Annotated in this window: 22 protein-coding genes, 1 pseudogene and 2 riboswitches; of the genes and pseudogenes, 14 read left to right on the forward strand and 9 right to left on the reverse strand. The window is 43.6% G+C overall.

The window, feature by feature from the left end; all coding sequences use genetic code 11:
• The 6 genes from DA100_RS11325 to DA100_RS11350 form a co-directional block, all read left to right on the forward strand.
• The coding region (locus DA100_RS11325) for an ISAs1 family transposase (RefSeq protein WP_138972225.1) at positions 1-1,027 on the forward strand (1,027 nt) is incomplete at its 5' end.
• A gap of 320 nt (positions 1,028-1,347) precedes the next feature.
• The gene (locus DA100_RS11330; protein WP_138972226.1) at positions 1,348-1,920 is read left to right on the forward strand and encodes a fimbrial protein; all 573 of its coding nucleotides are present in this window, start codon (positions 1,348-1,350) and stop codon (positions 1,918-1,920) included.
• A 65-nt stretch (positions 1,921-1,985) separates the two neighbouring features.
• The gene (locus DA100_RS11335; protein ID WP_138972227.1) at positions 1,986-4,403 is read left to right on the forward strand and encodes a fimbria/pilus outer membrane usher protein; all 2,418 of its coding nucleotides are present in this window, start codon (positions 1,986-1,988) and stop codon (positions 4,401-4,403) included.
• A gap of 8 nt (positions 4,404-4,411) precedes the next feature.
• Positions 4,412-5,119 carry a molecular chaperone gene (locus DA100_RS11340; protein ID WP_138972228.1) on the forward strand — a complete coding sequence of 236 codons (708 nt, stop codon included), beginning with the start codon at positions 4,412-4,414 and terminating at the stop codon, positions 5,117-5,119.
• A complete protein-coding gene (locus DA100_RS11345) occupies positions 5,094-5,984 on the forward strand; it encodes a hypothetical protein (RefSeq protein ID WP_240800911.1) in 891 nt (296 codons plus the stop codon). The genes DA100_RS11340 and DA100_RS11345 overlap by 26 nt, the downstream gene beginning before the upstream one ends.
• Positions 5,985-6,110: 126 nt before the next feature.
• Positions 6,111-7,091, forward strand: coding sequence for a hypothetical protein (locus tag DA100_RS11350; RefSeq protein ID WP_138972229.1), 981 nt, complete (start codon positions 6,111-6,113; stop codon positions 7,089-7,091).
• A gap of 295 nt (positions 7,092-7,386) precedes the next feature.
• Here DA100_RS11350 and DA100_RS11355 read toward each other — a convergent pair whose 3' ends face one another.
• Positions 7,387-8,868: a carboxypeptidase M32 gene (locus tag DA100_RS11355; protein WP_138972230.1), complete on the reverse strand. Its 1,482-nt coding sequence runs from the start codon at positions 8,866-8,868 to the stop codon at positions 7,387-7,389.
• A 164-nt stretch (positions 8,869-9,032) separates the two neighbouring features.
• Here DA100_RS11355 and DA100_RS11360 point away from each other — a divergent pair, with 164 nt between their 5' ends.
• On the forward strand, positions 9,033-9,671 hold the full coding sequence (locus DA100_RS11360; protein ID WP_138972231.1) for a LysE family translocator: 639 nt from the start codon (positions 9,033-9,035) through the stop codon (positions 9,669-9,671).
• Positions 9,672-9,674: 3 nt separating this feature from the next.
• Here DA100_RS11360 and DA100_RS21620 read toward each other — a convergent pair.
• From DA100_RS21620 to DA100_RS11370, 3 genes and pseudogenes are all read right to left on the reverse strand, one after another.
• Positions 9,675-9,800, reverse strand: a pseudogene (locus DA100_RS21620) (HD domain-containing phosphohydrolase); the annotation flags it as partial.
• A 318-nt stretch (positions 9,801-10,118) separates the two neighbouring features.
• Positions 10,119-11,492, reverse strand: coding sequence for a sodium:alanine symporter family protein (locus DA100_RS11365; RefSeq protein WP_138972232.1), 1,374 nt, complete (start codon positions 11,490-11,492; stop codon positions 10,119-10,121).
• 114 nt (positions 11,493-11,606) lie between these two features.
• Positions 11,607-11,690: riboswitch (glycine riboswitch) on the reverse strand.
• Positions 11,691-11,692: 2 nt separating this feature from the next.
• A riboswitch (glycine riboswitch) is annotated at positions 11,693-11,806 on the reverse strand.
• Between the two features lie 317 nt (positions 11,807-12,123).
• Positions 12,124-12,462, reverse strand: coding sequence for a 50S ribosome-binding protein YggL (locus tag DA100_RS11370; RefSeq protein ID WP_138972277.1), 339 nt, complete (start codon positions 12,460-12,462; stop codon positions 12,124-12,126).
• 243 nt (positions 12,463-12,705) lie between these two features.
• On the opposite strand from DA100_RS11370, the gene DA100_RS20985 reads away from it, so the two are divergent.
• The 3 genes from DA100_RS20985 to DA100_RS11380 all read left to right on the forward strand — a co-directional run bounded on the left by DA100_RS20985 (position 12,706) and on the right by DA100_RS11380 (position 15,557).
• The gene (locus DA100_RS20985) at positions 12,706-12,864 is read left to right on the forward strand and encodes a hypothetical protein (protein ID WP_171052208.1); all 159 of its coding nucleotides are present in this window, start codon (positions 12,706-12,708) and stop codon (positions 12,862-12,864) included.
• Between the two features lie 16 nt (positions 12,865-12,880).
• Entirely contained in the window at positions 12,881-13,615 is a 735-nt protein-coding gene (locus tag DA100_RS11375; protein ID WP_138972233.1) for a chromosome partitioning protein ParA, read from the forward strand.
• Between the two features lie 151 nt (positions 13,616-13,766).
• The gene (locus DA100_RS11380; protein ID WP_138972234.1) at positions 13,767-15,557 is read left to right on the forward strand and encodes a GGDEF domain-containing phosphodiesterase; all 1,791 of its coding nucleotides are present in this window, start codon (positions 13,767-13,769) and stop codon (positions 15,555-15,557) included.
• Positions 15,558-15,586: 29 nt separating this feature from the next.
• On the opposite strand, the gene DA100_RS11385 is transcribed toward DA100_RS11380, so the two are convergent.
• Positions 15,587-16,693: a M20/M25/M40 family metallo-hydrolase gene (locus DA100_RS11385; RefSeq protein WP_138972235.1), complete on the reverse strand. Its 1,107-nt coding sequence runs from the start codon at positions 16,691-16,693 to the stop codon at positions 15,587-15,589.
• A 441-nt stretch (positions 16,694-17,134) separates the two neighbouring features.
• Between DA100_RS11385 and hppD the strand changes: the two genes are divergently transcribed.
• From hppD to maiA, 4 genes are read left to right on the forward strand one after another with little or no spacing between them, the layout of a single operon-like run.
• Entirely contained in the window at positions 17,135-18,208 is a 1,074-nt protein-coding gene (gene hppD / locus DA100_RS11390; protein WP_138972236.1) for a 4-hydroxyphenylpyruvate dioxygenase, read from the forward strand.
• The gene (locus DA100_RS11395; protein WP_138972237.1) at positions 18,201-19,334 is read left to right on the forward strand and encodes a homogentisate 1,2-dioxygenase; all 1,134 of its coding nucleotides are present in this window, start codon (positions 18,201-18,203) and stop codon (positions 19,332-19,334) included. The genes hppD and DA100_RS11395 overlap by 8 nt, the downstream gene beginning before the upstream one ends.
• An 11-nt stretch (positions 19,335-19,345) precedes the next feature.
• The gene (locus DA100_RS11400) at positions 19,346-20,359 is read left to right on the forward strand and encodes a fumarylacetoacetate hydrolase family protein (RefSeq protein WP_138972238.1); all 1,014 of its coding nucleotides are present in this window, start codon (positions 19,346-19,348) and stop codon (positions 20,357-20,359) included.
• The gene (gene maiA, locus DA100_RS11405; RefSeq protein WP_138972239.1) at positions 20,352-20,999 is read left to right on the forward strand and encodes a maleylacetoacetate isomerase; all 648 of its coding nucleotides are present in this window, start codon (positions 20,352-20,354) and stop codon (positions 20,997-20,999) included. The genes DA100_RS11400 and maiA overlap by 8 nt, the downstream gene beginning before the upstream one ends.
• A gap of 81 nt (positions 21,000-21,080) precedes the next feature.
• On the opposite strand, the gene DA100_RS11410 is transcribed toward maiA, so the two are convergent.
• The 4 genes from DA100_RS11410 to DA100_RS11425 form a co-directional block, all read right to left on the reverse strand.
• Positions 21,081-21,266 carry a hypothetical protein gene (locus DA100_RS11410; RefSeq protein ID WP_138972240.1) on the reverse strand — a complete coding sequence of 62 codons (186 nt, stop codon included), beginning with the start codon at positions 21,264-21,266 and terminating at the stop codon, positions 21,081-21,083.
• A gap of 169 nt (positions 21,267-21,435) precedes the next feature.
• On the reverse strand, positions 21,436-22,461 hold the full coding sequence (locus DA100_RS11415; protein ID WP_138972241.1) for a tetratricopeptide repeat protein: 1,026 nt from the start codon (positions 22,459-22,461) through the stop codon (positions 21,436-21,438).
• A gap of 154 nt (positions 22,462-22,615) precedes the next feature.
• Positions 22,616-23,284 carry an OmpA family protein gene (locus tag DA100_RS11420; RefSeq protein WP_138972242.1) on the reverse strand — a complete coding sequence of 223 codons (669 nt, stop codon included), beginning with the start codon at positions 23,282-23,284 and terminating at the stop codon, positions 22,616-22,618.
• A gap of 145 nt (positions 23,285-23,429) precedes the next feature.
• Entirely contained in the window at positions 23,430-24,113 is a 684-nt protein-coding gene (locus DA100_RS11425) for a DUF2786 domain-containing protein (protein ID WP_138972243.1), read from the reverse strand.
• Position 24,114: the final 1 nt, after the last annotated feature.

Genomic DNA, 24,114 nt, shown 5'->3' on the forward strand with positions numbered 1-24,114 from the left:
GTACATCCTTGGTCATCATGAGTGGTTTAAACGTAATGGTATGTTTGTTAATGATATTCCTGCCGATGATACGATTGCTCGCATTATCTCTAAGATAGAACCAGAGCCCTTTCATACTTGCTTTATAAACTGGATGTCAGCAGTACATTCCCTTACTGAGGGGCAAGTCGTTGCGATTGATGGTAAAACACTTCGGGGCTCCTACAACCGAGATGACCGAGCTAGTACTATCCATATGATTAGCGCCTACGCTTCGTCCAATAAGCTCGTACTTGGACAGCTCAAAACAGAAGAAAAGAGCAACGAGATCACAGCAATACCTGAGCTCATCAAACTTCTTGATATCAAAGGCGCTCTAGTCACAATTGATGCGATGGCATGCCAAACGGAAATAGCCAAAACTATCATCGAACAAGATGCTAACTACTTACTTGCGGTTAAAAATAATCAAGGAAAGTTACGCAAAGCAATAGAGCAGGCTTTTGCAAAACAACGAGTATCAAAGCCCAAAAATATCAAAATCGAGCAGGGTCACGGCCGTATTGAAGTCCGTCAAAGCTATGTGTTAAGCAGTGAAACGCTCGAAGGTAACTTCTCTCGTTGGAAAGGATTAAAATCGGTCATTATGGTGGAAAACTTCCGTTACCATAAAGGCAAAGTAGCAGAGCTAGAGTATCGATACTACATCAGCTCAAAGCAATTGAGTGCGGAGCAAGCGGCAAGCGCAGTAAGGGAGCACTGGGGTATCGAGTCAATGCACTGGGTCTTAGATGTGACGATGGCTGAGGATGCCTGCCAAATCAATAAAGACCACGGAGCCGAAAACCTAGCTTGTCTGCGCCATATAGGGTTGAATATGTTGCGCACAGAGCCGACTAAACTCAGTATCGTTGGAAAACAGAAGCGTTGTATGATGAACACAGCGATGCTAGAGGCGGTCTTGAGTGAAGGCCTAAACGCGGTGGGTAAAAATCAAACACTCATGCGGTCGCTCTGCCGTAATCTATTTATGGGTTCAGCTTATTAATTATTATATTTGGCAAGTTCTGAAATATTGTTTTTTTGAATGAGTTCAATTTAATAAATGAAAGTACTTTTTGAGTTGCATTATAAATTTATTCAATAAATTTAATTTAATTTAATTTAATTTAATTTAATTTAATTTAATTTAATTAAGTTGGTGAGTCCATCACATTAAAGCCGAAAAAATAAAGAAAATCCCACAATAATTTCATTTGATTCTTGTTTGATATATTCGAATTTAAAATTAAAATAGCTGCAGCTAGGAGGCCAGAAATTATAACAGCATTACAAGATATTATTGTAAATCCAAAAAGGAAATATTAAATGAAAAAAAATGTTCTAATTAAAACTATTATTGCTAGCAGTTTGCTAATAGCTAGCGTTGGTTCTTACGCTGCCGATGGCACTATTACCTTCAATGGTCAAATCACGGCAGCTTCATGTACAGTCGGTAATGGTGGTGGTAGCACCGACCTCAACGTTACTATGCCAAGCGTTACTGCTTCAAGTATTGGTACTTCACCAGATGTTCTATCTGGTATGACGACATTTAGTATCGAATTAACAAACTGTCGAAGCCAAACAACTACAGCTGAAAAAATGCGAGTTACGTTCTCTGGGCAAGGCGATGAAAATAACCCATATGTCTTAAAGAATACAGCATCTTCAGGCGCGGCCACGAATGTTGGTATCCAACTACTTGAAGCAGACGCGGTTACCCGCATCGATATTAACGCTGGTAGTAACAAAGCTAGCGAAATAACTCTTCCGACCAGCTCCGAGAATCCAGAGTCTTACGTCCTTCATTTCAACGCAGCTTACGTCAATGTCGGTGGAGCAGTACCTACTGCGGGTGCCGTAACTGCAACAGCAAATTACACCATCGAATATAATTAGAATTTTTGTACTCACTGGAGTCAGTTCTGAATAGGAGCTGACTTCTTGATTTCCCTTGGTACAGCATGAAAAGTCATCAATTTATACTCGTTATCCCACTGTTGTTCTCGTATCAAGTGATCGGCTCGGAGTTTGACTTGAGCTTTCTGAATAGCGATATTTCAGGGAAAAAACTTGATACAAGCTGGTTTGAGCAGGCTATTGCACCCGGTGAGCACATGATTGACGTTGAGCTTAATGGGCTTACTACACAACGTATGCTTATCGACTTCAAGCAGTTTGATAACAGTGATGTTCAGCCTTGTCTATCTAAGAGTCAGCTACAAGACTTGAGTATCCGCGTGCCTGACATCGTCAAAAGCTGCTATACCGTTGCAGACATCAGTTCAATGGCAAATCAAGACTATGTTTCTGCCCGATCTTTGCTGTTACTCAGTGTGCCAGACATCCATATCGAAAAGAAATATGGGAAATTGAAAACCTCACCTTCTAAATGGGATCAAGGCGTTAATAGTGTAAAGCTAAATTATAATTCTTATATTAGTGGTACGAACACCTCATCCGATGTAAATGGATATCTTGGGATTCAAGCACTTACTACATTTGGTATGTGGCGTTTAAAAGGTGGAGGAAACCTATACAAAAATGGCAGCGTTTTTAACTCTAACTTGAGCGATTTCTTTGTCTACAAAGATGTCGACGCTATTACCTCTCGAGCACATTTCGGCGAAATACGCACCAGCGGGATTTCTGCCATTAACGGCTCACTACCGTTGGTTGGTCTTCGTCTCGCAAAAGCGACAAGTATGTACAAATCTGAATGGAATAACTATGTTCCTGTTTTAAAAGATATCGCCCTAAGTTCGGCCAAAGTTACCGTTCTTCAAAACGGATTGGTTCTGTACAGCAGAGTTGTGCCGCCAGGCGAGTTCGAAATTGATGATCTCGACGTATCGGGCACAGGCGCTGACTTAGAATTGGTCATAGAAGAAAGTAACGGGCAAATTCGACGCAGAATGATACCATTTACCAAGCTACCATCTTTGGTTCGCGAAGGTAATTTCAACTACTCTTTATCTGCAGGACAATATCGCAACTCAAACTCTGCTATTCAACCTGCGGTGCTTACTGGTGGCTTGGAATATGGACTTGGAGTTATTACACCTAAGTTTTCCTCTTTACTGTCCGAGCAATACTATTATGGTGAGTTAGGAATAGCTTATGATCTAGGCCAGTTTGGTGCGATGTCTTTTGAAGGCGGTGCCACTCGCTATTCTGGTTTTGATGATCAACAGCAGCAAAGTGGTTTTATTCTCAAAAGTTTGTATGCGAAACAGTTTTCTCACACAGCAACGAATTTGCAGTTAGTTGGTTATCAATATCGCTCCCCCGACTTTCTTAGCTTTGAAGAGCATATCTCTAGAGCAAATCAAGTATCCCCTGATAGAGCAGGGCTTGGTTTACGAAATCGATTTGAACTCTCATTGAATCAGCCGCTCAGCGAAGCAACACTGTATTTATCCTATAAACATGATACGTACCATAATTCATCGTTGAAAGGTACATCGCTCTACTCATCACTGCACTTTAACCTTGGACGTGTTTCCGTAGGTATGAACTACACGATAAGCGATACTGTTCTAGCCAACTATAGAGTACGTAGTGATAAAAGATTGGGTCTGTCTCTATCATTGCCATTTGGGAAGAGAAACGATTCTAGTGTTATGTTCTCATCCACCCATGAACAAAACACTGGTGCGTTTAACAATCAGCTTTCTTACAGTGGAACAACTGAAAATTACTATTACAACACGACCGTTAGCCAAATGCTGAATGATACAAATACGAGTAACGAGTCAGTTTCGGCTATGGTGAGAAACGAGACACCCTTTGGACATTTTTCTGCAAATATTGAGTCTAATGGAGAAACAACATCCGGAAGCTTAAGTGCCAATGGCGGACTCCTCATTTATGAGGGTGGCGTTGTTGCCACTCAGTACCTAGGGGAAACTGCTGCCATCGTTCAGGTGGATGATGCTGAAGAGCTGATTGTTAACCACAATCCGACACTAAGGACTAACAAGGATGGTGTTGTTGTTATTCCTTACGCAAATGATTATAGTTCCAACATAGTCTATATGAACGCTGAAGAAAACGCTGACGTTCAGCTCGTAGAGTTCAGCAAAAACTACGTTCCACGGCGAGGCTCTACAGTTTTAGTCAACTTAAAAGCTCGTGTAGGCAAACGCGTACTAGTGAAACTTAATACGGAAGAAAACTTATTTGGAGAGCCCGTTGTTTTACGAGACAACCCATCTGACGAGATGTCTTTTGTAGGTACTGACAATATTGTTTATCTATCAGGCATTAAACCTGGCCAATCCGCCACCTTCATTGTTGGTTCTGGTCATTGTGAATTTTCGATCAACATAAGTCCCGACTCTAAAAGTCTACAGGACATCGTAGAGAGAAGTTGTAATTAGGTACAAATATGTTATTTAGAATCTTATTAATTATTATTGTTAGTCTTTTACCAATTATTCAAGCGCATGCGGGAGTGCGCCCAATAAACACAAGGGAAATAATTACACCCTCAAAAGAACACCAAGTTGATATTATAAATGATTCTGGGGGGGAATATCTCGTTCAGTCTTGGATAGAAGATAGCGATGGAAACACTAGCGGCCTTCCGCTAGTGTTAACACCACCTATCTTCAAGCTAGGCGCTAACGAACAAGGTTTTGTCAGAATTCTACCAATCGAGAACAAACTGGCTAAAGACAGAGAGAGTATCTTTTTCCTTTCAGTACAAGAGATCCCAAGAAAATCTGAAACTGACCAAAACCAGTTAAACATTGCAGTAAGAACTCGAATTAAAGTCATTGTTCGTCCAGAACGGTTGGATTTACAAGGCTTACTTGATGCGGCTAAACAACTTTCTTGGAAAGTTATTAACGAGGATGGGGAAAGGTACTTTCAAGCAACAAACAATAGTCCTTATTACCTAAGCCTTGGCCACCTACAAGCAGTTAGTGGTAGCACATCAAAAATGCTTGATGACAGATTCAACATGACTCCGCCTTTCAGTCAGCAGAAGTATGCAGTGCCAAGAGGAATCAATGTAAAAAACATGTCTTTGGAGTTCGGCATTATTAACGACTATGGTGGTTTAAGTGAAATTCAAACTGTTAACTTTTAGTATTTGTATGACAATGTATTCGGGAGCTTGGTCAGCTCCCTATTCTGCAGATGACAACGCAAAGCGTAGCGACTATTTCGGTTTTTCAACAGGTTACCAACCAACACAAGACTACTTTTCTCCCAACGTTATTTATGGGTTAGATATTGGTCCATCATTGGTGATTGAATCTCAACTTGGTTATAACAGTAATACAAAGCTAGACAATAAAAACTTCCTAACACGACTCACTTTATATGGGCGCTCTTCATTTTCTTCTAACACTTCGCTACTGCACGGACCGTTTGTTCAGTATGAAGATGACATTAACCCATTTCGAGCAGGCTTTTCAAGTGTTGTCCAACATCGACTAGGAAGTGATGTCAAGCTGTTTGGTGGGCTTTCTGCCGTTGTCAAAAAAGAGTTTTCAGTAAGGGTCGTTCCAGAATTCAATTTAGGTATGACATGGGCGCTTCCTAGTTCAAAGACAACTCGTACTATTGCTTCAGAGCCTATGAGCTCCACAAGCCAAAAAGTTACTGAAGAAGTTGCTCAGCAGCCGACACTACCTCCTAAAGGACCAATTGTCGAAGCAGCACAACTGTTCAACGTAAACTCGAGTTATATTTCCAGTACGCAAGTACTAAAAGAAAGTATCCAATATCTTAACCAGCATCCTGATGTGCATGTTCGTATAATCAACAAGCACTCCAAAGGGGGATCTGTAGATTACAACAGATGGCTGGGACAGCGAAGAGTTGAAAGGCTACATGCTTTTTATAGTGGAAACGGAATTAATGCAGAAAGACTTGAGATCAACTCATCATTTGACGAGAGAGAAAATCTTGAGCAGCCACTGGTACAATTTTTATATTATACAAAATAATACTAATTATTCAAAAGCACACTCGGAGCATAAAATTGCTCACTTTGCTATCATACACTTACGTTAAGTTGAATAACATATTCAGCATAGCGACATGCTTATTATAAGCTAAAGGTTAATTTTATTATGAAATATGTCACTTTAACTTTGCTAGCGATATTCTCTACTTTTGTTCTGGGTGCTGCTCCAGTTGAACCCAAGCCAAATACTTGCTCTACAGGAAATCATGTATCTACCTTTATAGGTAAAGGTATACCTAATGGGAATGTAAATGCAGGTGATTCAATCGGTGAAATTTGGGAAACATTTGACTACAAATGTAATATAGCTTCAGGAGTTACTAAAAAATTTCATACAACTGAGATGATTTCTAGCTTCCAATCAGGAAACAGATTTTATTCAAACATTACCAATGTAGAACTTGTTACCCCCCTTCCCATTATGTCATGGGATGGTTCTAACTCATCAATCATACTCCATAGTATTACCAATAATACTCAAAGTCGTCAGACATTAGAAGGTACCGTAAGAGAGAAGATTTTTGTCGTAGAAAAAGTAGGAACTGTCAACAAAAACCCACAAGAAGGGTTTAATATAAGTACCAAAAGCCCAATTTCGATGAGAAGTACTATACAAGGTGGAATAACAACACTAAACAGAATAAATCTGATTCGCCCTACTACTACAATTTATGATTCGACTTGTAATCTTAGATATGATTCTATTCAGAATATTCCTGACCTTATGGCTGGTCAAGAGTTCAATCATAATTTTAATATCAACTTAGAATGCGCAAGTGCTCTGTCAATAAATGGTAACGTTGAGTGGACGTTCACCGTAAGTGGGCAACACACGCATACATTTGCTAACCTCGCTATTTTTGCCGGAGACAGTGCCGATCTGCCGACATTGACTATGGATTTAAATTACGTTGATAATAACACCATAACACCCATACAATTCGGTTTGGGCCAAAATATCAATCACGGTGGAGATGAACAAACAACAACTTTTATATTACCTCTCGAAGCTAATTTTGTTGTTCACTCTACTAGTAAAACAGGAAGATATAGTTTTAACCTCATCTTCGAGGTGGATTATAAATAAAGTCAGGTTGATTACCAAACCTCTCGATTGCGTTTATTTCAGTGTAACTGCTTCAGGTATACCGAGAACTTGCAAGGGTGAAAAAAACTATTTCTTTGCTCATGAACGTTTTTTCTCTTTTTGGCTGGCAAATTTTAATCTAGATGCGATTTTTGAATCGTGTGATGGTGAAATAGTAGTCCATTGATAACGGGGTAGATACCCTACATGCCAGTCGTCTATAGAACTCGAATAGTTTGCTTTAAAAAGCTGACATGTACTCAGTGGAAAAACAGAGTACATGTCAGTAACCAAATTAGAGGTAACGACTTTTTAAGTGCGCTTTAAAGTGTTCAGGATTTAACGTCTCACCAGTAGCGGAACTGACCAGTTCATTGGTCGTAAGTAAGCTACCTTTACTCCAGATGTTGTCATGTAACCATTTGAATATTGGTGATAAATCACCATCTCTAATAGCTTTGTCTACATCTACAGTATGCTTCATTGATGCCATAAACTGCGCTGCGTACATGGCTCCCAGTGTGTAGGATGGGAAGTAACCAAAGGCGCCATCTGTCCAGTGAATGTCCTGCATACAACCGTTCTTATAATTGTTCTCTGTTGAGAGACCAAGATACTGCTGCATCTTCTGATTCCATAGCTCAGGCACATCGGTATGTTTGATATTGCCGTTGATTAGGTCACGTTCAATTTCATATCGAAGAATTACGTGAGCAGGGTAGGTCAGTTCGTCAGCATCAACACGGATAAAGTCCTTTTTCACTCGCGTGTAAAGCTTATGGAAGTTCTCCTGAGTGAATAGCGAGGCATCATGGCCAAGGAAGTTTTTAGCGGCCAATTTCGACAAATGGGCGATAAAGGGTTCGCTTCGTCCAACCTGCATTTCAAAGAACAGAGATTGAGATTCATGAATACCCATTGAACGCGCTTCACCTGAAGGTAAACCAGCAAGCGCTTTTGGCAAACCTTGTTCATATCGAGCATGGCCAGTTTCATGAACAATTCCCATCAGTGATTGAACAAATTCACTTTGGTCATATCGAGTCGTAATGCGCACGTCGCTTGGAACACCACCACAGAATGGATGAACACTTTCATCAAGTCGACCATGGTTGAAGTCAAATTGCAGCAGTGACATCACTTCTAACCCCAACGCTTTCTGCTGATGGGGGTCAAAGCGTCCGTGCGGCTGGATGAACTGCTCCGTTGCCTGTTTATCGATGACTTGGTTGATTAGATCAGGTAGCCATGTTTTGACATCACTAAATAATTGGTCGAGAGAGGCGGAACTGGTGCCTGGTTCGTAGATATCTAGCATCGCATCGTAAGGAGAAAGACCGTTCGCCTCGGCGCGGATTTGAGCCTCTTCTTGAGACAGTTTTACGACTTCTGCCCAGTTTTTCTCAAAACCATTCCAATCGTTTTCACCTCTTTGGCTACGCCAAGCATGTTCACACTTTGAACCAGCTAATGACTTCGCTTGAACCAAGGCCTCCGGCAAGACGTTGGCTTGCTGCCACTGACGTTTAAGTTCACGTAAGGTAGCGGATTGCTGTGCATCTAATGCTTCATTTTCCGCTTCAGAGAACCACTCTTCGAGCTGTGGTTGAGTATGCAGGCCATGAATATGAACTGACAGCTCCGCCATGGCTTCAGAACGTGCTTGGTTACCCCCACTAGGCATCATTGCTGCCTGATCCCAGCCGCAGATAGCGGCTAAGTGGTTAAAATGAGAAATCTTTTTAGAATGTTGGACTAACTTATTGAATGCACTCATTGAAATGCCTTCCTTGACCTTGGAAATAGAACGTCAGTTTACCAACCATTAACAGTGATACCAAGCAGTGATCATGTCAGATGTTTTAGAGATCAATACTATTCTCTGGCAAATTAGGACGGAAATAGGTAGTTTGAAGACAAATAGTTAGGTGGATGGATCCTGTGTTTATTGAAAACTTTGAAGCGTTTGTCATCGCTATCACAATATTAACACTCACACCGGGTTTGGATACTGCTCTGGTTATCCGCAATACCTCGCGCGCGGGATTTGTGGATGGCTCGATAACCAGCGTTGGTATCTGTAGTGGTTTGTTTGTACACGCGTTATTTTCAGCGGTTGGGATCTCTGCGTTATTAGCTCAATCCGCGGAGTTGTTCGGCTTTATTAAAATGTTGGGTGCAGCATATTTAATATGGTTGGGGATCAGTAGTTTAAAGACGGTTCTGGGTAAACAGCAGGGTATGGAGTTTAAAGAGGGTAAGGATCACTCCCTCCGCATTCGTCGTTCACTGCGTGAAGGCTTTTTGTCCAATGTCCTTAACCCGAAAACGGCGGTTTTTTATCTGGCTTTTTTACCCCAGTTTATCGACCCACAAGGCTCACCATTGCTGCAATCACTATTCATGGCAAGCATCCACTTTGTCATCGCCATGTGCTGGCAATGTGGCTTAGCTGGGGCATTAACCAGTGCAAAAACGTTGTTAAAAAGTCCTTGTTTTATGAAGTGGATGGAAGGTACGACGGGGGCTGTGCTTATCCTATTAGGGGCAAAACTGATTGTTGAGGACACAACACTTTAGTTCTGTGATCACGTCTTCTATCGGCCAAGCCGGCTTGTAACAGCGTTTATGGGTTAATGCGTCAAAGACATCTGCAACAGCAATGATCCTTGCCTCTATGCTAATTTCATCGCCTGTTAACTAGGACGGTTCCTCTTATGGGTATAGGAAAGAAAGGAATCAAATACAAGTTGAGTTAGCGAGCACTGTATAGAGACAAGGATCTCGTCCAGATATTGACGAAGATTGAACTCTCTCAGTTCGACAGAGCTCTCAGAATAGGGTGAATTGGCATAAATCATAGGAGAAATGAGGTAGTGAGGCTTCAAGAGTAAAAGCATAGAACATCAGGCGAAAGTTTACGGGGCTGCCAATCTTTCTTGTCAATTTAGCAGTTACGGCAGTGGAATTCAGTGAGCGATGATAAAAAGGGCAAGCCGATTGGCGGCTTGCCCGATGTACAAAAGGTTAAACGACGTGTTGAGGCTTTTGAACGAGGTTGATTGCGGAGTCAAAGTAACGTTTGGTCTCTTCAATCACAACCTGACGCAGCGCGATCAGTCCGATCAAATTCGGAATCGCCATCAGGCCGTTGACGATGTCTGCGATTATCCAGATCATATCGAGTTGCAAGAATGCACCTGATGCCACTAAACAGACGAAAACAATCTTGTATGGCCATACTGCTTTGGTACCAAAGAGGTATACGACACAGCGCTCTCCGTAGTAGTTCCAGCCTAAAATGGTTGTGAAAGCGAAGAACATCAAGCCAATAGAAACCAGCATTGGGCCAAAAGTTTGTGAGTTCAGGCCGACGGCAAAAGCGTGTGTTGTCATCGCCGCACCAGCGAAGTCACTTTGCCATGCTCCCGTAAGAATCAACGCCAGACCTGTCATCGTACAGATGATGATTGTGTCGAAGAAGGTGCCTGTCATTGAGATAAGACCTTGCTTGACACAAGAGTCAGTTCTTGCCGCCGCTGCCGCCATGGGTGCACTACCAAGGCCGGACTCATTAGAGAACACACCACGAGCGATTCCAGATTGAATTGCCAGCATGATACTTGCGCCTAGGAAGCCTCCCGTTGCTGCCGTTGAAGTAAAGGCAGAAACGAGCACTAGTTCAATCGCATCAAGCAATTTATCTGCATTGGTGATAATCACACTTAAACAGGCAACAACGTAGAAAAGTGCCATCGCAGGGACGACTTTACCCGCGACGCTAGCGATAGATTTGATGCCGCCGATCGTCACAAATGCTACTAATAAAGTCAGTAGGCTCGCTGATATTTCGCGTGAAACGCCAAACGATAATTCACTTGCGTCAAGAATGGCATTGACTTGTGGGAAGGTGCCAATACCAAAACAGGCAACACCCAGTGCAAATACCGCGAACAAAACGGCCAGAGTTTTGGAACCAACGCCGTACTGTAAGTAGTACATTGGGCCACCAATCATCTGTCCCTTGTCGTCTGTTTGGCGGTATTTTACGGCGAGTAAACATTCTGCGTACTTGGTTGCCATACCAAACAGAGCCGCAAGCCACATCCAAAATAGCGCACCAGGTCCGCCAAGTTTGATTGCTGTCGCGACACCGACGATATTACCAGTGCCGATTGTTGCCGAAAGAGCTGTACACAAAGCAGCAAAACTAGAGACGTCGCCCTGTTTGCCAGAGTCACCTTTGCTAAAAACGAGTTTCAAAGCGGTTGGAAGGTGTCGAAACTGCAGTAAGCCGAGGCGAAAAGTGAAGTATATTCCAGTACCAACCAGCAAGATTAAAAGCGGTGGGCCCCAGACAAAATTGTCGATTGTTTTTAGTAAAGATTGCAGGTTATCCATGATTTCCCCTTAAGTGATAATGCTTATTTAAGGAGAAGAGGGAAAGCACAGAGATCAGGGATCTCTGATTAACTACAGGCAGAAAAGCGGTGTAGTAGGTTAGATCTTTCCACTCCTCTGTCCTTTTGCCTGAGAGTTTCACTTTACTTGCGTAAAGCTTGCTCCTTCGGCGACCGATTTAACGGTTCTCTCCAGAGGTTCCTCCAACTACAGTCCTCGCTACCTAAATAGCACCTGAAAGATTTACTTCTTCGGTAGGTTATTTTATGCAAATGTTAACATTTGGTAAATAACCGCTCTCCTGCAGTCTTCATCGGAACAATTGCTCAATTTAAGAGCAAAAGTTGGTCGATAGCACTGTTCGCTGTCGACGTGTGAACTTTATCATTATTTTGATGTAATTCAATAACAGAATTGCATGTTTTTGATCGATTTTATTATCGAGATAAGTGTGGTTTTTATTGATTTTATTGTGTCATATTGACTCTTGTTGGATGATGTCAATATGACTTTATTTCTGCCTTGTTAAAGGTAAGTTACGTGACACGCTGCTTAGCGCAGTACAATCTAGGAATGGAAGTGAGATAAGACCAATAAAAAAATAGCGCCGTTTAAGGCGCTATAATCGAGATTAGAAGTAGTTTGCGTCTACGAGTTTACTCACTTTCACCGCTTTCACTTCTTCACGTGCTTCTAACCATGCTAAAACTTGAGCTTGATGTTCTTCAGTCGCATCAGCATAGCGTTGGTTGCAGCATAGGAAACCTTCGAAGAGTTCTAAGCCGCCACCACCAAAGCAGAGACCTAGTCCATCGATGTAGTCGATGAAGTCATCAACAAATGCATCGTATCGATCAAAATCATTGATGTTTGTTTCGCAACTCAGTTCAAAACCTTTCATTGCAAACTCGCCTAGGAAAAGTTTCTTTTGAATACGGCGCTTTTTATTGTCTAGTTTGTATGGTTTCATCATTTTGGTCCCATGGTTTTATTACGGTTCTTTATACCTCATTCTAAGTGACACACCAAATAAAATGCTGATATACAAATAAAAGTGACGCCTTTTCATCCAGATTTGGTCACAACGTATTTAAAGTAACCAATTGAAATAATTTATTTAATACTGTGGGTGGCGAAAACAACCTGACTCTGACTATTTAGGCACAAAAAATGGTATAAAGTAATCAGTATAGGATCTGCCCAAGGAGAGGTTATGACAAGGTTACTTGCCATCGCGTTTTTGATTGTCATCGCGTTTGTACTGATCCGCTATCGTACGAGCGAGAAGTTGCAGAAGTACGTCGTAATAACGTTGGTTTCCAGCTTTATTATCTATACCGCAACAATCATGGTTACAGAACTAATTCGCTAGGCTTTAGGAGCAATAAGTGAACGAACAAAACGATATACAAGAGAATGATGACGTTGTTGTGATTGAGGAGAGAGACAAGCGTGCTCGCCTCTATATTGTCATCGCTGGTGCGTTAGGTCTTGCGTTAGGTGGTTTGGTGGGTTCGACACTCACGGCACAAAAGTGGGAATCGACTTACCAATCTCTTGAACAACAATATCAAACATTAGTGGCTGACAAACAACAAATGGCCACTCAAGTAGAGCAGAGAGTTGCCAAGGTTGATGATGAGGTTGAAGAGAAGCTGCAATTGGCGATGAATGCTCAGCAACAAGAGCATAAACTGGCTTTGGATGCGCTTCAGTCACAGGTCAACGAACTACAAACCGAAAATACGACCTTGAAAGAGCAGATTGCGCAGCAAAAACAGCAAATAACCACGGTGAATAGCCAGAATACTCAGCTCAACCGACAGGCCGATATGCAGGCAACAATGTTTGAGCGTTCACGTGAGTTGTTCCAGCAGGAACTGAAAGTCTCTCAGGAGCTAGAAGCCCTAGAGAAAGAACGTGAAGAACTTGCGCCCAAAATCGTTGAATTGAAAAAACAGTGTGATGTCTATTTGGAAGGCACCTCTTGGGACGCCAAATCAGATGCGTGTGATAAGCAAGACGAAGCACAATCAAGGTTGAGTCAAGTTGAACAAATGATTCGTGTTCATCAGATGGATTTAAAACAAATGAAGGCCTTATCGCAAGAGCTCGGTCTTTAGTCTGTTTCCGCCTTCGCCCTAAAAGCGCCTCTATCTTAGAGGCGTTTTTATTATCTGTCTCAGGATAGAGGCACTGATTTGGTAACGAGTAAAGCGATTTTCAGAAAATGCGCTACGTTTAAAGTAATTGCTTGGGAAATGAAGGCTCAGGATGCGGCTGTTTAAACTCAATGAAAGCGTGCAGGTTGTAAGCTATATCGCCTATATTGCTGCAGTGGGCGTCATGTCCCGTGCACTTTTATCTGATCCACATCCGTGGGAGATGCCGTTTTACCTATTTCCTGCATTACTTCTCTTTGCGTTATACACGCAAGTACTTGCATTCAAACACCTTTGTGCGTTTGCTGGTGTAGCGATATTTATTGCCGGAGGTTTAGTGCAGCACTTCGGTCTTGATGAGATCAAGGTATGCCTCTTTGCGCTTCCTTTATGCTATGTGGTGTTATTCCCCGGAACGTTATGGCCGATTGCTGTTTGTGCAGCGTTGATCAATGGCTACCTATATCAACTGTCACTCACTGAGTTTGATGCCTTTATCGATGTGTCGATTGAAATGATAGCGAGTAGTGTGTTCGCAACATTGATGACCTATTCATATATGAAGACCAAGCAGCAAGCCCTTGTCTTTAAAATAGAAAGTCAAACCGATTACCTCACAAAACTGCCGAATATCAATGCGTATCGGGAGGACATAAGCCGAATAAATGAGAGTAACGCCAAGAAATTTGGGCTGCTCCACATTGGGTTAGAAGGGTTTAAAAATGTCAATGACAGGCTTGGTTATCGCCATGGAGATGATCTTCTCGTCGCGTTTGCCAGGCATATGAAAGACTTGATCGGAGATGATGGTAAGGTTTACCGTTTTGGTGGTGACGAATTTCTCGTCGTTGTGGAGCAACAGGACATTGTAGAAAAGCTCAATGATCTGGTTGATAAACTGAGCCGCCATCAAAGAGTGATGTTCAATGTCGACAATACATCTCATCGGTTGTCTTACTGTATTGGCGTTGCGATGGCAGGAGATGCACTTGGCAGCACCGAAGTATGGGAAAAAAACGCAGATTTTGCATTGTATAAAGCACGCTCTGAAGGAGCGGGAGCGGTGTGCTGGTTTGATGATGAACTACTTGGCGAGACAATTAGGCAGCATCAGATTGAAACGGAGATTAAGTCGGCGTTATTAAGCGATCAATTTTTGTTGATGTACCAGCCCAAAGTGGAAATTGAAACCGCACGCATTGTTGGTGCTGAAGCGTTGTTGCGCTGGAACCATCCTCAGCTTGGGCCTATTTCCCCAGGTGAATTTATCCCTATTGCGGAAAAAACGATTCAGATCGTGCCTGTCGGCCAGTGGATAATCATAGAAGCATGCCGTCAAGCAAAACGTTACCATGATCAGGGGCTATCCATCTGTATTGCTGTCAATGTCTCAACGGTTCAGTTTGCTCATGCTGATCTGTTCGAAGTGGTATGCCACGCATTAAAAGAGACACAACTGCCATCGCATCTATTGCAGATGGAGATTACAGAGTCGACCTTAATGAGTGACCCAGAAAACATTACCGATATCTGTCGTCAGTTGAGAGCCATTGGCGTTTCGGTTGCGATTGATGATTTTGGTGTCGAATACTCTAGCCTTAAATATCTCAAACAGTTACCGACGGATGTGATCAAGATAGATAAATGTTTCGTCGATGATTGTGCCGTTAGCCACTCAGACCGAGTGCTTGTTCGAACCATCATTCAGATGGGACATAGTTTAGGCATTAAGCTGGTGGCTGAAGGGGTTGAGTATCAGGAGCAGCTTGATGTTTTACGTCAAGAAGGATGCGACCAATACCAAGGTTACTTGTTTTCTCAGCCACTGTCCTTTGAAGAGTTCGGTTCGATGATGAAACAAGAGGTACGCGAAGCGCGGCTGGTCAAATTAACCAGAGAATAAAAAAGCCGCGGTCGCGGCTTTTTTTACGGTTAGTGTGTAAGGTAGTGTTGAACAAACTCACTTACTTTGACCATATCGTCAACGGCGATAAACTCTTCTGTGGTATGTACTTTTGCCATACCTGTTGAGATATTTACGGTGGTTAATCCTTTCGCATTGAAGTTATTTGCATCACTACCACCCCCAGTTCCTTTGGTGTAAGGCTTAGCACCAATCGCCTCAAATGATGCTTTAACTGCTTCGATATGAGGGTGGTTATCAGCAATGACAAATGCGTTGTATGCGCGGGTTGAATCAATCTCTACTTGAGCACCATACTTATCGGCCGCTGCCTGAAACGTCTCAATCATATGCGATACTTGCTGGGAGAGTTTTTCATCATTTAGTGAGCGCGCTTCTGCGACCACTTTTAAAGAAGGCATAACGATGTTGGTCGCATTACCGCCTTGTACAATCCCGATATTAGCCGTTGTTTCGTGATCGATGCGCAGTAGCTTCATTTGAGTGATAGCATCTGCTGCGACTTGAATCGCGCTAATGCCTTCTTCTGGCGCCAAACCGGCGTGCGCAGGACGACCGATAAAGTTGGCGACGATTTTTTGCTGACCCGGAGCGGCATTGACTATGGTGCCAATCGGCCCCCCTGTATCGAGTACGATCGCTTTGTCTGACTGGATGTAAGACATGTCAAAGTGCTGAGAACCAAATAGTCCGCCTTCTTCATGAACAGTGAAAGCTATCTCGATGGTCTTGTGAGCTTGGTTAGCCGCTTGAATACAACGGACTGCTTCCATGATAGCTGCGATACCCGACTTGTCATCACCGCCAAGGATGGTATTCCCCTTAGAGCGGATAATGCCATTTTCGATGATAGGCTCAATACCAATTCCTGGGGTTACGGTATCCATGTGACAACTCAGTACGATGCTGTCGGCAAGTTCACCTTCCAAGCGAGCGTAGACGTTAAAGCCATTGGAGACATCTTGTGGGACAGCTAACTTATGTACGGTAAAGCCAAGCTCCCCGAGCTGCTCTGCTAGCGTTTCAGCAATTTGCTTTTCGTTGCGAGATTCACTGTCAATTTTGACAAGTTGAATAAAGTGTTCGACCAGACGTTCACGATTAATTTGAGTCATTGTTATACCTCGTTAGGAACAGAGGGGATTACCATATCTTGCTCAGCCGAGTCGCAAACTGCGCTACGTCAATCTATCGGTGACTCTGACAGGCTTTTTATCGTCAGGTATCTGTTGGGCTTATACATGTTCAGGTGATTATTTACTCGTTTTATCAAACACTAATGGCACGCACTCTTAGGTTCAGAACTCGATGTAGGCAAAGTTGAAAAATTCCTCATTCACGGTCGTTGATGCTTAAAATGTAAAATAAATGTTACTGCATGGTTTTATTTTAAGTTGTTGTTTTTAATCGTTAAAATAGGTTTTTAAATTCGCCGTTTACAGTTTTTGATTACATTTGCGTAACCTTGAAATTGCGCGTAAAGATTCATTTTTTGCTCGTGATAAGCCAAGTTATTGATAGATACATGGTAGTTACTAATACACGAGGGACATCAAATGAACGAAGCGTACAACCCATTAGGCACTGATGGTTTTGAGTTTGTCGAATACACAGCGGCAGATGAGAAGGGTATTCAAGACCTAAAGCAGTTGTTTAACTCACTTGGGTTTGCAGAAGTCGCAAAACACCGTTCTAAAGAGGCTTGGCTCTACCGTCAAGGTGACGTGAACTTTATCGTAAATGCTCAGCCACACAGTCAGGCTCATGCATTTGCTAAGGTACATGGTCCTTCAGTTTGTGGCATGGCCTTCCGAGTGAAAGACTCTTCAGTTGCGATGAGACAAGCACTAGACAATGGTGCGAACGAGTACATCACTGAGATAGGTCCAATGGAACTCAGTATTCCAGCGATCTATGGTATCGGTGAGAGTTTGCTTTACTTTGTTGATCGCTACCAAGATGGCAGTATTTACGAAGTCGATTTCCGCTTTTATGACGATGCCAAACAACGTTTAGAAAAGATGGATGTCGGCTTGTACGAGATTGACCACTTAACCCATAATGTTAAGCAAGGCAATATGGATCTGTGGTCTGGGTTTTACGAGCGTATCGGTAACTTCAGAGAAATCCGCTACTTCGATATCGAAGGCAAACTGACTGGCCTTGTCAGCCGTGCGATGACCGCGCCTTGTGGCAAGATCCGTATTCCAATCAATGAATCTTCTGACGACAAATCACAAATAGAAGAGTTTATCCGTGAATACAACGGTGAAGGTATTCAACATATCGCCCTAACGACGGATAACATCTATCAAACGGTACAGACACTTCGTGACCGTGGCATGGAGTTTATGCCGACACCTGACACCTACTATGAAAAGATCGATGGACGTGTGGAAGGTCACAGTGAAGACGTCGATAAGTTACGTGATCTGCAGATCCTTATCGATGGTGCGCCAATGAAGGATGGTATTTTACTTCAAATATTTACCCAGACGGTTATTGGTCCGGTGTTCTTTGAAATTATTCAGCGTAAAGGTAATGAGGGCTTTGGCGAAGGTAACTTCAAAGCCTTGTTTGAATCGATTGAAGAAGATCAAATTCGTCGTGGAGTACTAAACGATGCATAAATGGATAACATTCCCGCATCGGGAGGGAGTGTGCTCCAAGCAGGCACACGCTGACTTCCCGGAACAAGCGATTTATGAACGCGAAGCGGGGCGCAGTGGTTTCTTTGGCCCTGCCGCTCACTTCCATCACCAGCATGCCCCTACAGGTTGGAGTGATTGGCAGGGTGAGCTAAAACCTCGCGCGTTCAATTTCAACCAAGTGGAAGCCTCGATTCAGAACTCTCCATGGTCGGTACCTTACCTTCTGCATAACGCTAACTGTAAAGTTCGTATCTGGAAGCTCGATAGTGCGATGGAACACCTAGCACGCAACGCAGACGGCGATGAACTCTTATTCATTCATCAGGGCAAAGCCGATCTGTTTTGTGACTATGGACACCTTGAGGTGGTTGAAGGGGATTACGTGATGATCCCTCGCTCGACCACTTGGCGGCTTGAACCCCATGAGCCGATGTTCATCTTGATGATTGAAAACACGGATGCCGCTTATACCTTGCCGGAAAAAGGCATGGTTGGTAATCACGCTGTTTTTGACCCAGCAGTGCTCGACGTTCCGAAAATTGATCAGGCATTTAAAGATCAGTATTCAGAACAGTCGACACAAGTTTACATTAAACGTCATGAGCAGGTGAGCGTCGTCACTTATCCGTTTAATCCACTAGATGCGATTGGCTGGCATGGTGACCTTTCTGTGGTACGAGTTAACTGGCGTGATATCAGGCCACTTATGTCGCACCGTTATCATTTGCCGCCGTCAGCGCATACGACATTTGTGGGGCAAGGATTTGTTATTTGCACATTTGTGCCAAGGCCTATTGAAAGTGATCCTGGGGCGTTAAAGGTGCCGTTTTACCACAACAATGATGATTACGATGAAGTGCTGTTCTACCACGCAGGGGATTTCTTTAGTCGCGACAACATTGAGGCGGGAATGGTGACCTTTCATCCCGCTGGATTTGCTCACGGCCCTCATCCCAAGGCCTTTAAAGCAGGGCAGGAGGATAAGAAGAAATTCACCGATGAAGTGGCAGTGATGATCGATACCCGTCATGCACTCGAAATTAGTGAGCACGCACGTCAGGTTGAAAATGAGCAGTATATCGATAGCTGGAAAGAACAAAAATAAGGGCAAATAGAATGAAGTTAGCAAGCCTAAAAAATGGCAGCCGAGATGGCTTATTGGTTGTTGTGAACAAATCACTCACTCATTGTGTCGCGGTGCCAGAAATCGCACAGACAATGCAGCAAGCACTGGATGACTGGCAGCGTGTTGAGCCACAGTTAAATGAAATGTACACCGCATTGAATAACGGCGAATTGACCAACGAAATGGTTTTCTCGACTCTGCAGTGCGAATCACCGTTACCAAGAGCCTACCAGTGGGCAGATGGCTCAGCCTATGTCAATCATGTTGAATTGGTGCGTAAGGCGCGTGGCGCGGAAATGCCGCCAAGTTTCTGGACCGATCCTCTAATGTATCAGGGTGGGTCGGATGCCTTTATTGGCCCGTGTGATGATATTCCGGTCGTTGATGAAGCATGGGGCATCGATTTTGAAGGTGAGGTTGCCGTTATCACCGGTGATGTACCAATGGGAGTCAGTGTTGAAGAGGCTGCTCAGGCAATCAAACTTGTCATGCTCGTCAATGATGTTTCGTTACGCGGTTTGATTCCAAACGAGTTAGCAAAAGGATTTGGTTTCTTCCAATCTAAACCTTCGTCTGTTTTTTCTCCGGTTGCGGTCACACCTGATGAATTGGGCAGTGACTGGGATGGTGGCAAGGTCAATCTGCCACTATTAAGTTTTTACAACAATGAGCCGTTTGGATGCCCTAACGCCGGTATGGATATGACATTTGAGTTTCCACAGCTCATTGCGCATGCTGCTATGAGTCGTCCACTGTCTGCCGGTGCGATTATCGGTTCGGGGACGGTGTCAAACAAACAGGGGACAGAACATGGTACCGCCATTGCCGAAGGTGGTGTGGGTTACTCATGCATTGCAGAAGTGCGAATGATAGAGACGATTCGTGATGGTTCACCTTCTACTGGGTTCATGCAGTTTGGTGACCGGATCAAAATAGAAATGCTTGATAACGATGGGCACTCGATTTTTGGTGCAATTGACCAACAAGTGGTTAAGTATGGGTGATCGTATTTTATATGGTTACTGGCGCTCATCTGCGGCCTATCGAGCCCGAATTGCCCTCAATCTTAAGGGGCTCGACTATCAGCAGCGATCCATTCATTTGATTAAAAATGGTGGAGAACAGCACTCGACCGATTTTAAGCGTCTCAACCCCAATCAATTGGTACCCGTTTTGATCGATGGTGAGATGCGGCTTAATCAGTCCTTAGCGATTATCGACTATCTCGATGAGACCTATCCGGAAGTGTTGTTGACGCCAACTGACCGAGCATTACGTTATCAGGTTAAGGCGATGGCTCATGATATTGCGATTGATGTTCATCCGCTTAATAACTTGCGCGTTTTACAGTATCTTTCTCAAACACTCAACATCACGGACGAAGAGAAATCATCATGGTATGCCCATTGGATAATGAAAGGGTTTGATGCTCTAGAGCAGAGGCTAAAACTGACACGAGGGCGCTATTGTGTCGGAGACGATGTTAGCTTGGTTGATGTCTGTCTCGTTCCACAGGTTTACAATGCCAAGCGGTTTAAGGTTGATCTCTCCGCGTATCCGAACATTACTCAAGTGACGGCGTCACTTAATGAGCTTGCGGCGTTTGAACAAGCCGCTCCTGAGTCACAACCGGATGCAGGTTAGCCGCCAGTTACTGAGAGACTAAAAATACAAAAGCCACCGTCATTCGGTGGCTTATTTACATCGCTGGAGACACAATGCTGATTAGCGTAGAGCGCTAAGTTGTCGCTCTCTATGTTGTAACTCTTCAATGTTAAACTGACGAACATCAAAAGTCGCTAGGCCATTGCACTCTCTACATGAATGATGACATTTTCCGTCAACGTAATCATGTTTGGTTAGCATGTTTGGTTTCTTACACCAGTCGCACACGCCTTCAATAGTAAACATATACTCTCCCCACCTTAATTTTTTAGGTGCTATTTTCGCGCTGGAGTATGACACAAACTACGTGGCTTGGTTAAGCATTTGTTACGTGTATTGGGAAGGTGATCGATTGCGCAGCCTTGTGTTTTAAACGCTGAAAAGGTAAGTGAAATATTTATAAATTTAAATGTAACTATTTATTAACGCTTGAAAGAATTATTTTCAACGCTTGATTCAAACGCTTCATTTCTTCTTCACTGCCTTTGAGATCTGGGTGGTAGATTTTACACAGTTGCTTGTATCTTAATTTGATCTCTTTTTCGGCGGGTATCTTGCTTGGGTTAAAGCCAAAAAGGGCACATGCTAGCGTTAGGGGCTTCTCACTGTGACTCTCTGTGACTACCGGCTTGGTATTTTCTTGCTGCTTTTTGATATGGCGATACATGACCTCCATTTGTCGTTTTTGCTGCTTGAGAATATCTTCCTTGCGCTTGAGTTCTCGTTCAAGTTTGAGCTGTTGTCGTTGTGTGCCTGACTCGGTGGTATTGGCGGCTTTTTGGAGCGTTTGGTTCTTTCGCAGTAACCAGCCGACAAGAGTGAGACTCACCAGTAGCAATGCGGATAGAGCATATACCAGACTGTTTGCCGCCTGTTGGCTTTGCGATACAGACTTTGCTGTTGGACTCAATTCGATTTCTTGGTGATCAAATGCCACTTCAAGCTGATCAATAGCGGCGACTTGTTTCGCTCTTCGGGCATTAAATTGCTCTTCTAAAATACGAGCATAGGCGTTTTCTGCGTTGGGATCGTTCTTCGCCGCTTCGAGATACCAGATCTCAGCAAGGTCCAAATTATTGGGTGGCTGCTGCAAGTTTTCGTATAGCTCACCGATAAGACGAGGCGCTTGGGGATCTCCCTCAAACGCGGCTTTGTTTAACCAAAAAATCGCTTTTTCAACATCAGGGTTCGTTCCAATACCGTTGAGGTAAGCACGCCCTAGATAAATCGCCGAAGATGAGTTGCCACTTTCGGCCGCTTGCTGATACCAATAAAATGCCTCTGAGTCTGAGCGTTCGATACCATTGCCTTGGCTATACATCTCAGCCAGCTCAAGCTGAGCGTGGACATTGTTGTTTTGGGCACTTTTGATCAGCTCTTCTACCGTTTGGGCATAGCTAAAGGCGGATAACGCTAGCAGTAGAAGGGGAAGGATGCGCAAATTAACCTCTGGACATGATTGGCAAGCGGGCAGTATTTGCTAAGTATATCAATTACTCGGTAAAAATTGATAACAATTGAACATATTTGAGGTGATGGATATAAAATTGGCTTCCGGAGAAGCCAATAGAAATGGTCACGTTGAGAAATGCAGATTACTTAAGAGGTAGGATCTGGATTTCTACACGGCGGTTACAAGCTCGGCCTTCCACGGTGCTATTTGAACACAGAGGGTAGCGCTCACCATTACCACGTGCGACTGCACGACCTGCAGCAACACCTTGAGATACTAGGTAAGAGCGAACAGATTCAGCGCGGCGTTCAGATAGAACTTGGTTTGTGGTGTCACTACCTGTGCTGTCTGTATGGCCGTCAATGACTAAGCTTGTATCTGGGTATTCAACAAGAATTTGTGCAACGCCGCGTAGCGTGTTGTGGATGCTTGGGTCTAGTTGGTAAGAGCTCGACTGGAAGCCGATGCCGTTTTCAAGGCGAAGCAAAAGCTGGTTCTCACCAACACGTTCAACTTGAACACCAGAATTGAGAAGCTGTTTGCGTAGTGCGGCTTCTTGCTGGTCGAAGTAGTAGCCCACACCACCACCCACTGCTGCACCACCCGCAGCGCCAATGAGCGCATGTTTACGACGTTCTTTTGCATCATCGCCGGTCGCTAGACCAACTGCTGCGCCTGCGATGGCACCAATCAATGCCCCTTTGGTCGCAGAGTTAGTCTCTGATTCACCGGTAGTGGCATTTTGGCGTTGCGTTGCCTGACAGCCAGAAAGTGCGATTGCTACTGCTAGAGCAAGTGTGATTTTTTTCACGATAACATCTCCGTGTATCATTATATTTTAAGCCAGACCCATGTCCGGTTTTTGGATGACAGTGAATAAACCTGATGGCCTTTATTATGTCAATTTTATCTAGCTTATTTGACCAAAGATTAACGGTAGCTGAACGAAGATTGCACTATCTGAGCATTTTGGGCGCTTGTGCACCATCGATTGGGCGGTTTACAGAAACGGTGCGACCTTTCTTCAGACCAACTTCATAATCTTCAGTCAAGTTCTTCATCGCCTCTCTTAATTGCTGCTTAAACGTTTCGCGATCGATGTTTTTAAACTCTTTGTCGATGTAGTCGTCGATCTTCTTCGCTGATTCTTCATCTGGACTGATGATAGGCAGCTTTTCCAGAGCGCCTTCTACCCAGCCTGATAAGAATGAGTTGACACGGCGAGTAACTTCACCTGAAGGGGTACCAGAGCCAGCAAAACCATTACGGAAGCGGCCAGTTTGTTCGTTCATCTCTCGATAAATAATATCAAACGCGAAGGCTGCAAAGATAGCGCGGTCCGCTTCACCGATAAACTCTACACGTTTGAGGCCTTTATGGTTAAGTAGCACTGCTTCGACACCAAACTTAGTGTTGATGCCACGAATGATGCGTAACAAGTTTGAAGCGACACTGGCTGGTAGTAAGTGGGTCGATTGTGTTTTGCCCATTTTGATAAACTCGATATCGTCTTTATCGAGGCCATATTTGAGCATCAGACGATGAGCCATTTTGATCGCATTGGCTGCTTCGTTGACGTTGGCAGAGTTACCAAGCTCTAAACATTTGGCAATTTTTTTGAGGGCTTTTTGTTTATCCATC

This window comes from Vibrio sp. Hep-1b-8 (genome assembly GCF_006124995.1).
Lineage (GTDB): Bacteria > Pseudomonadota > Gammaproteobacteria > Enterobacterales > Vibrionaceae > Vibrio.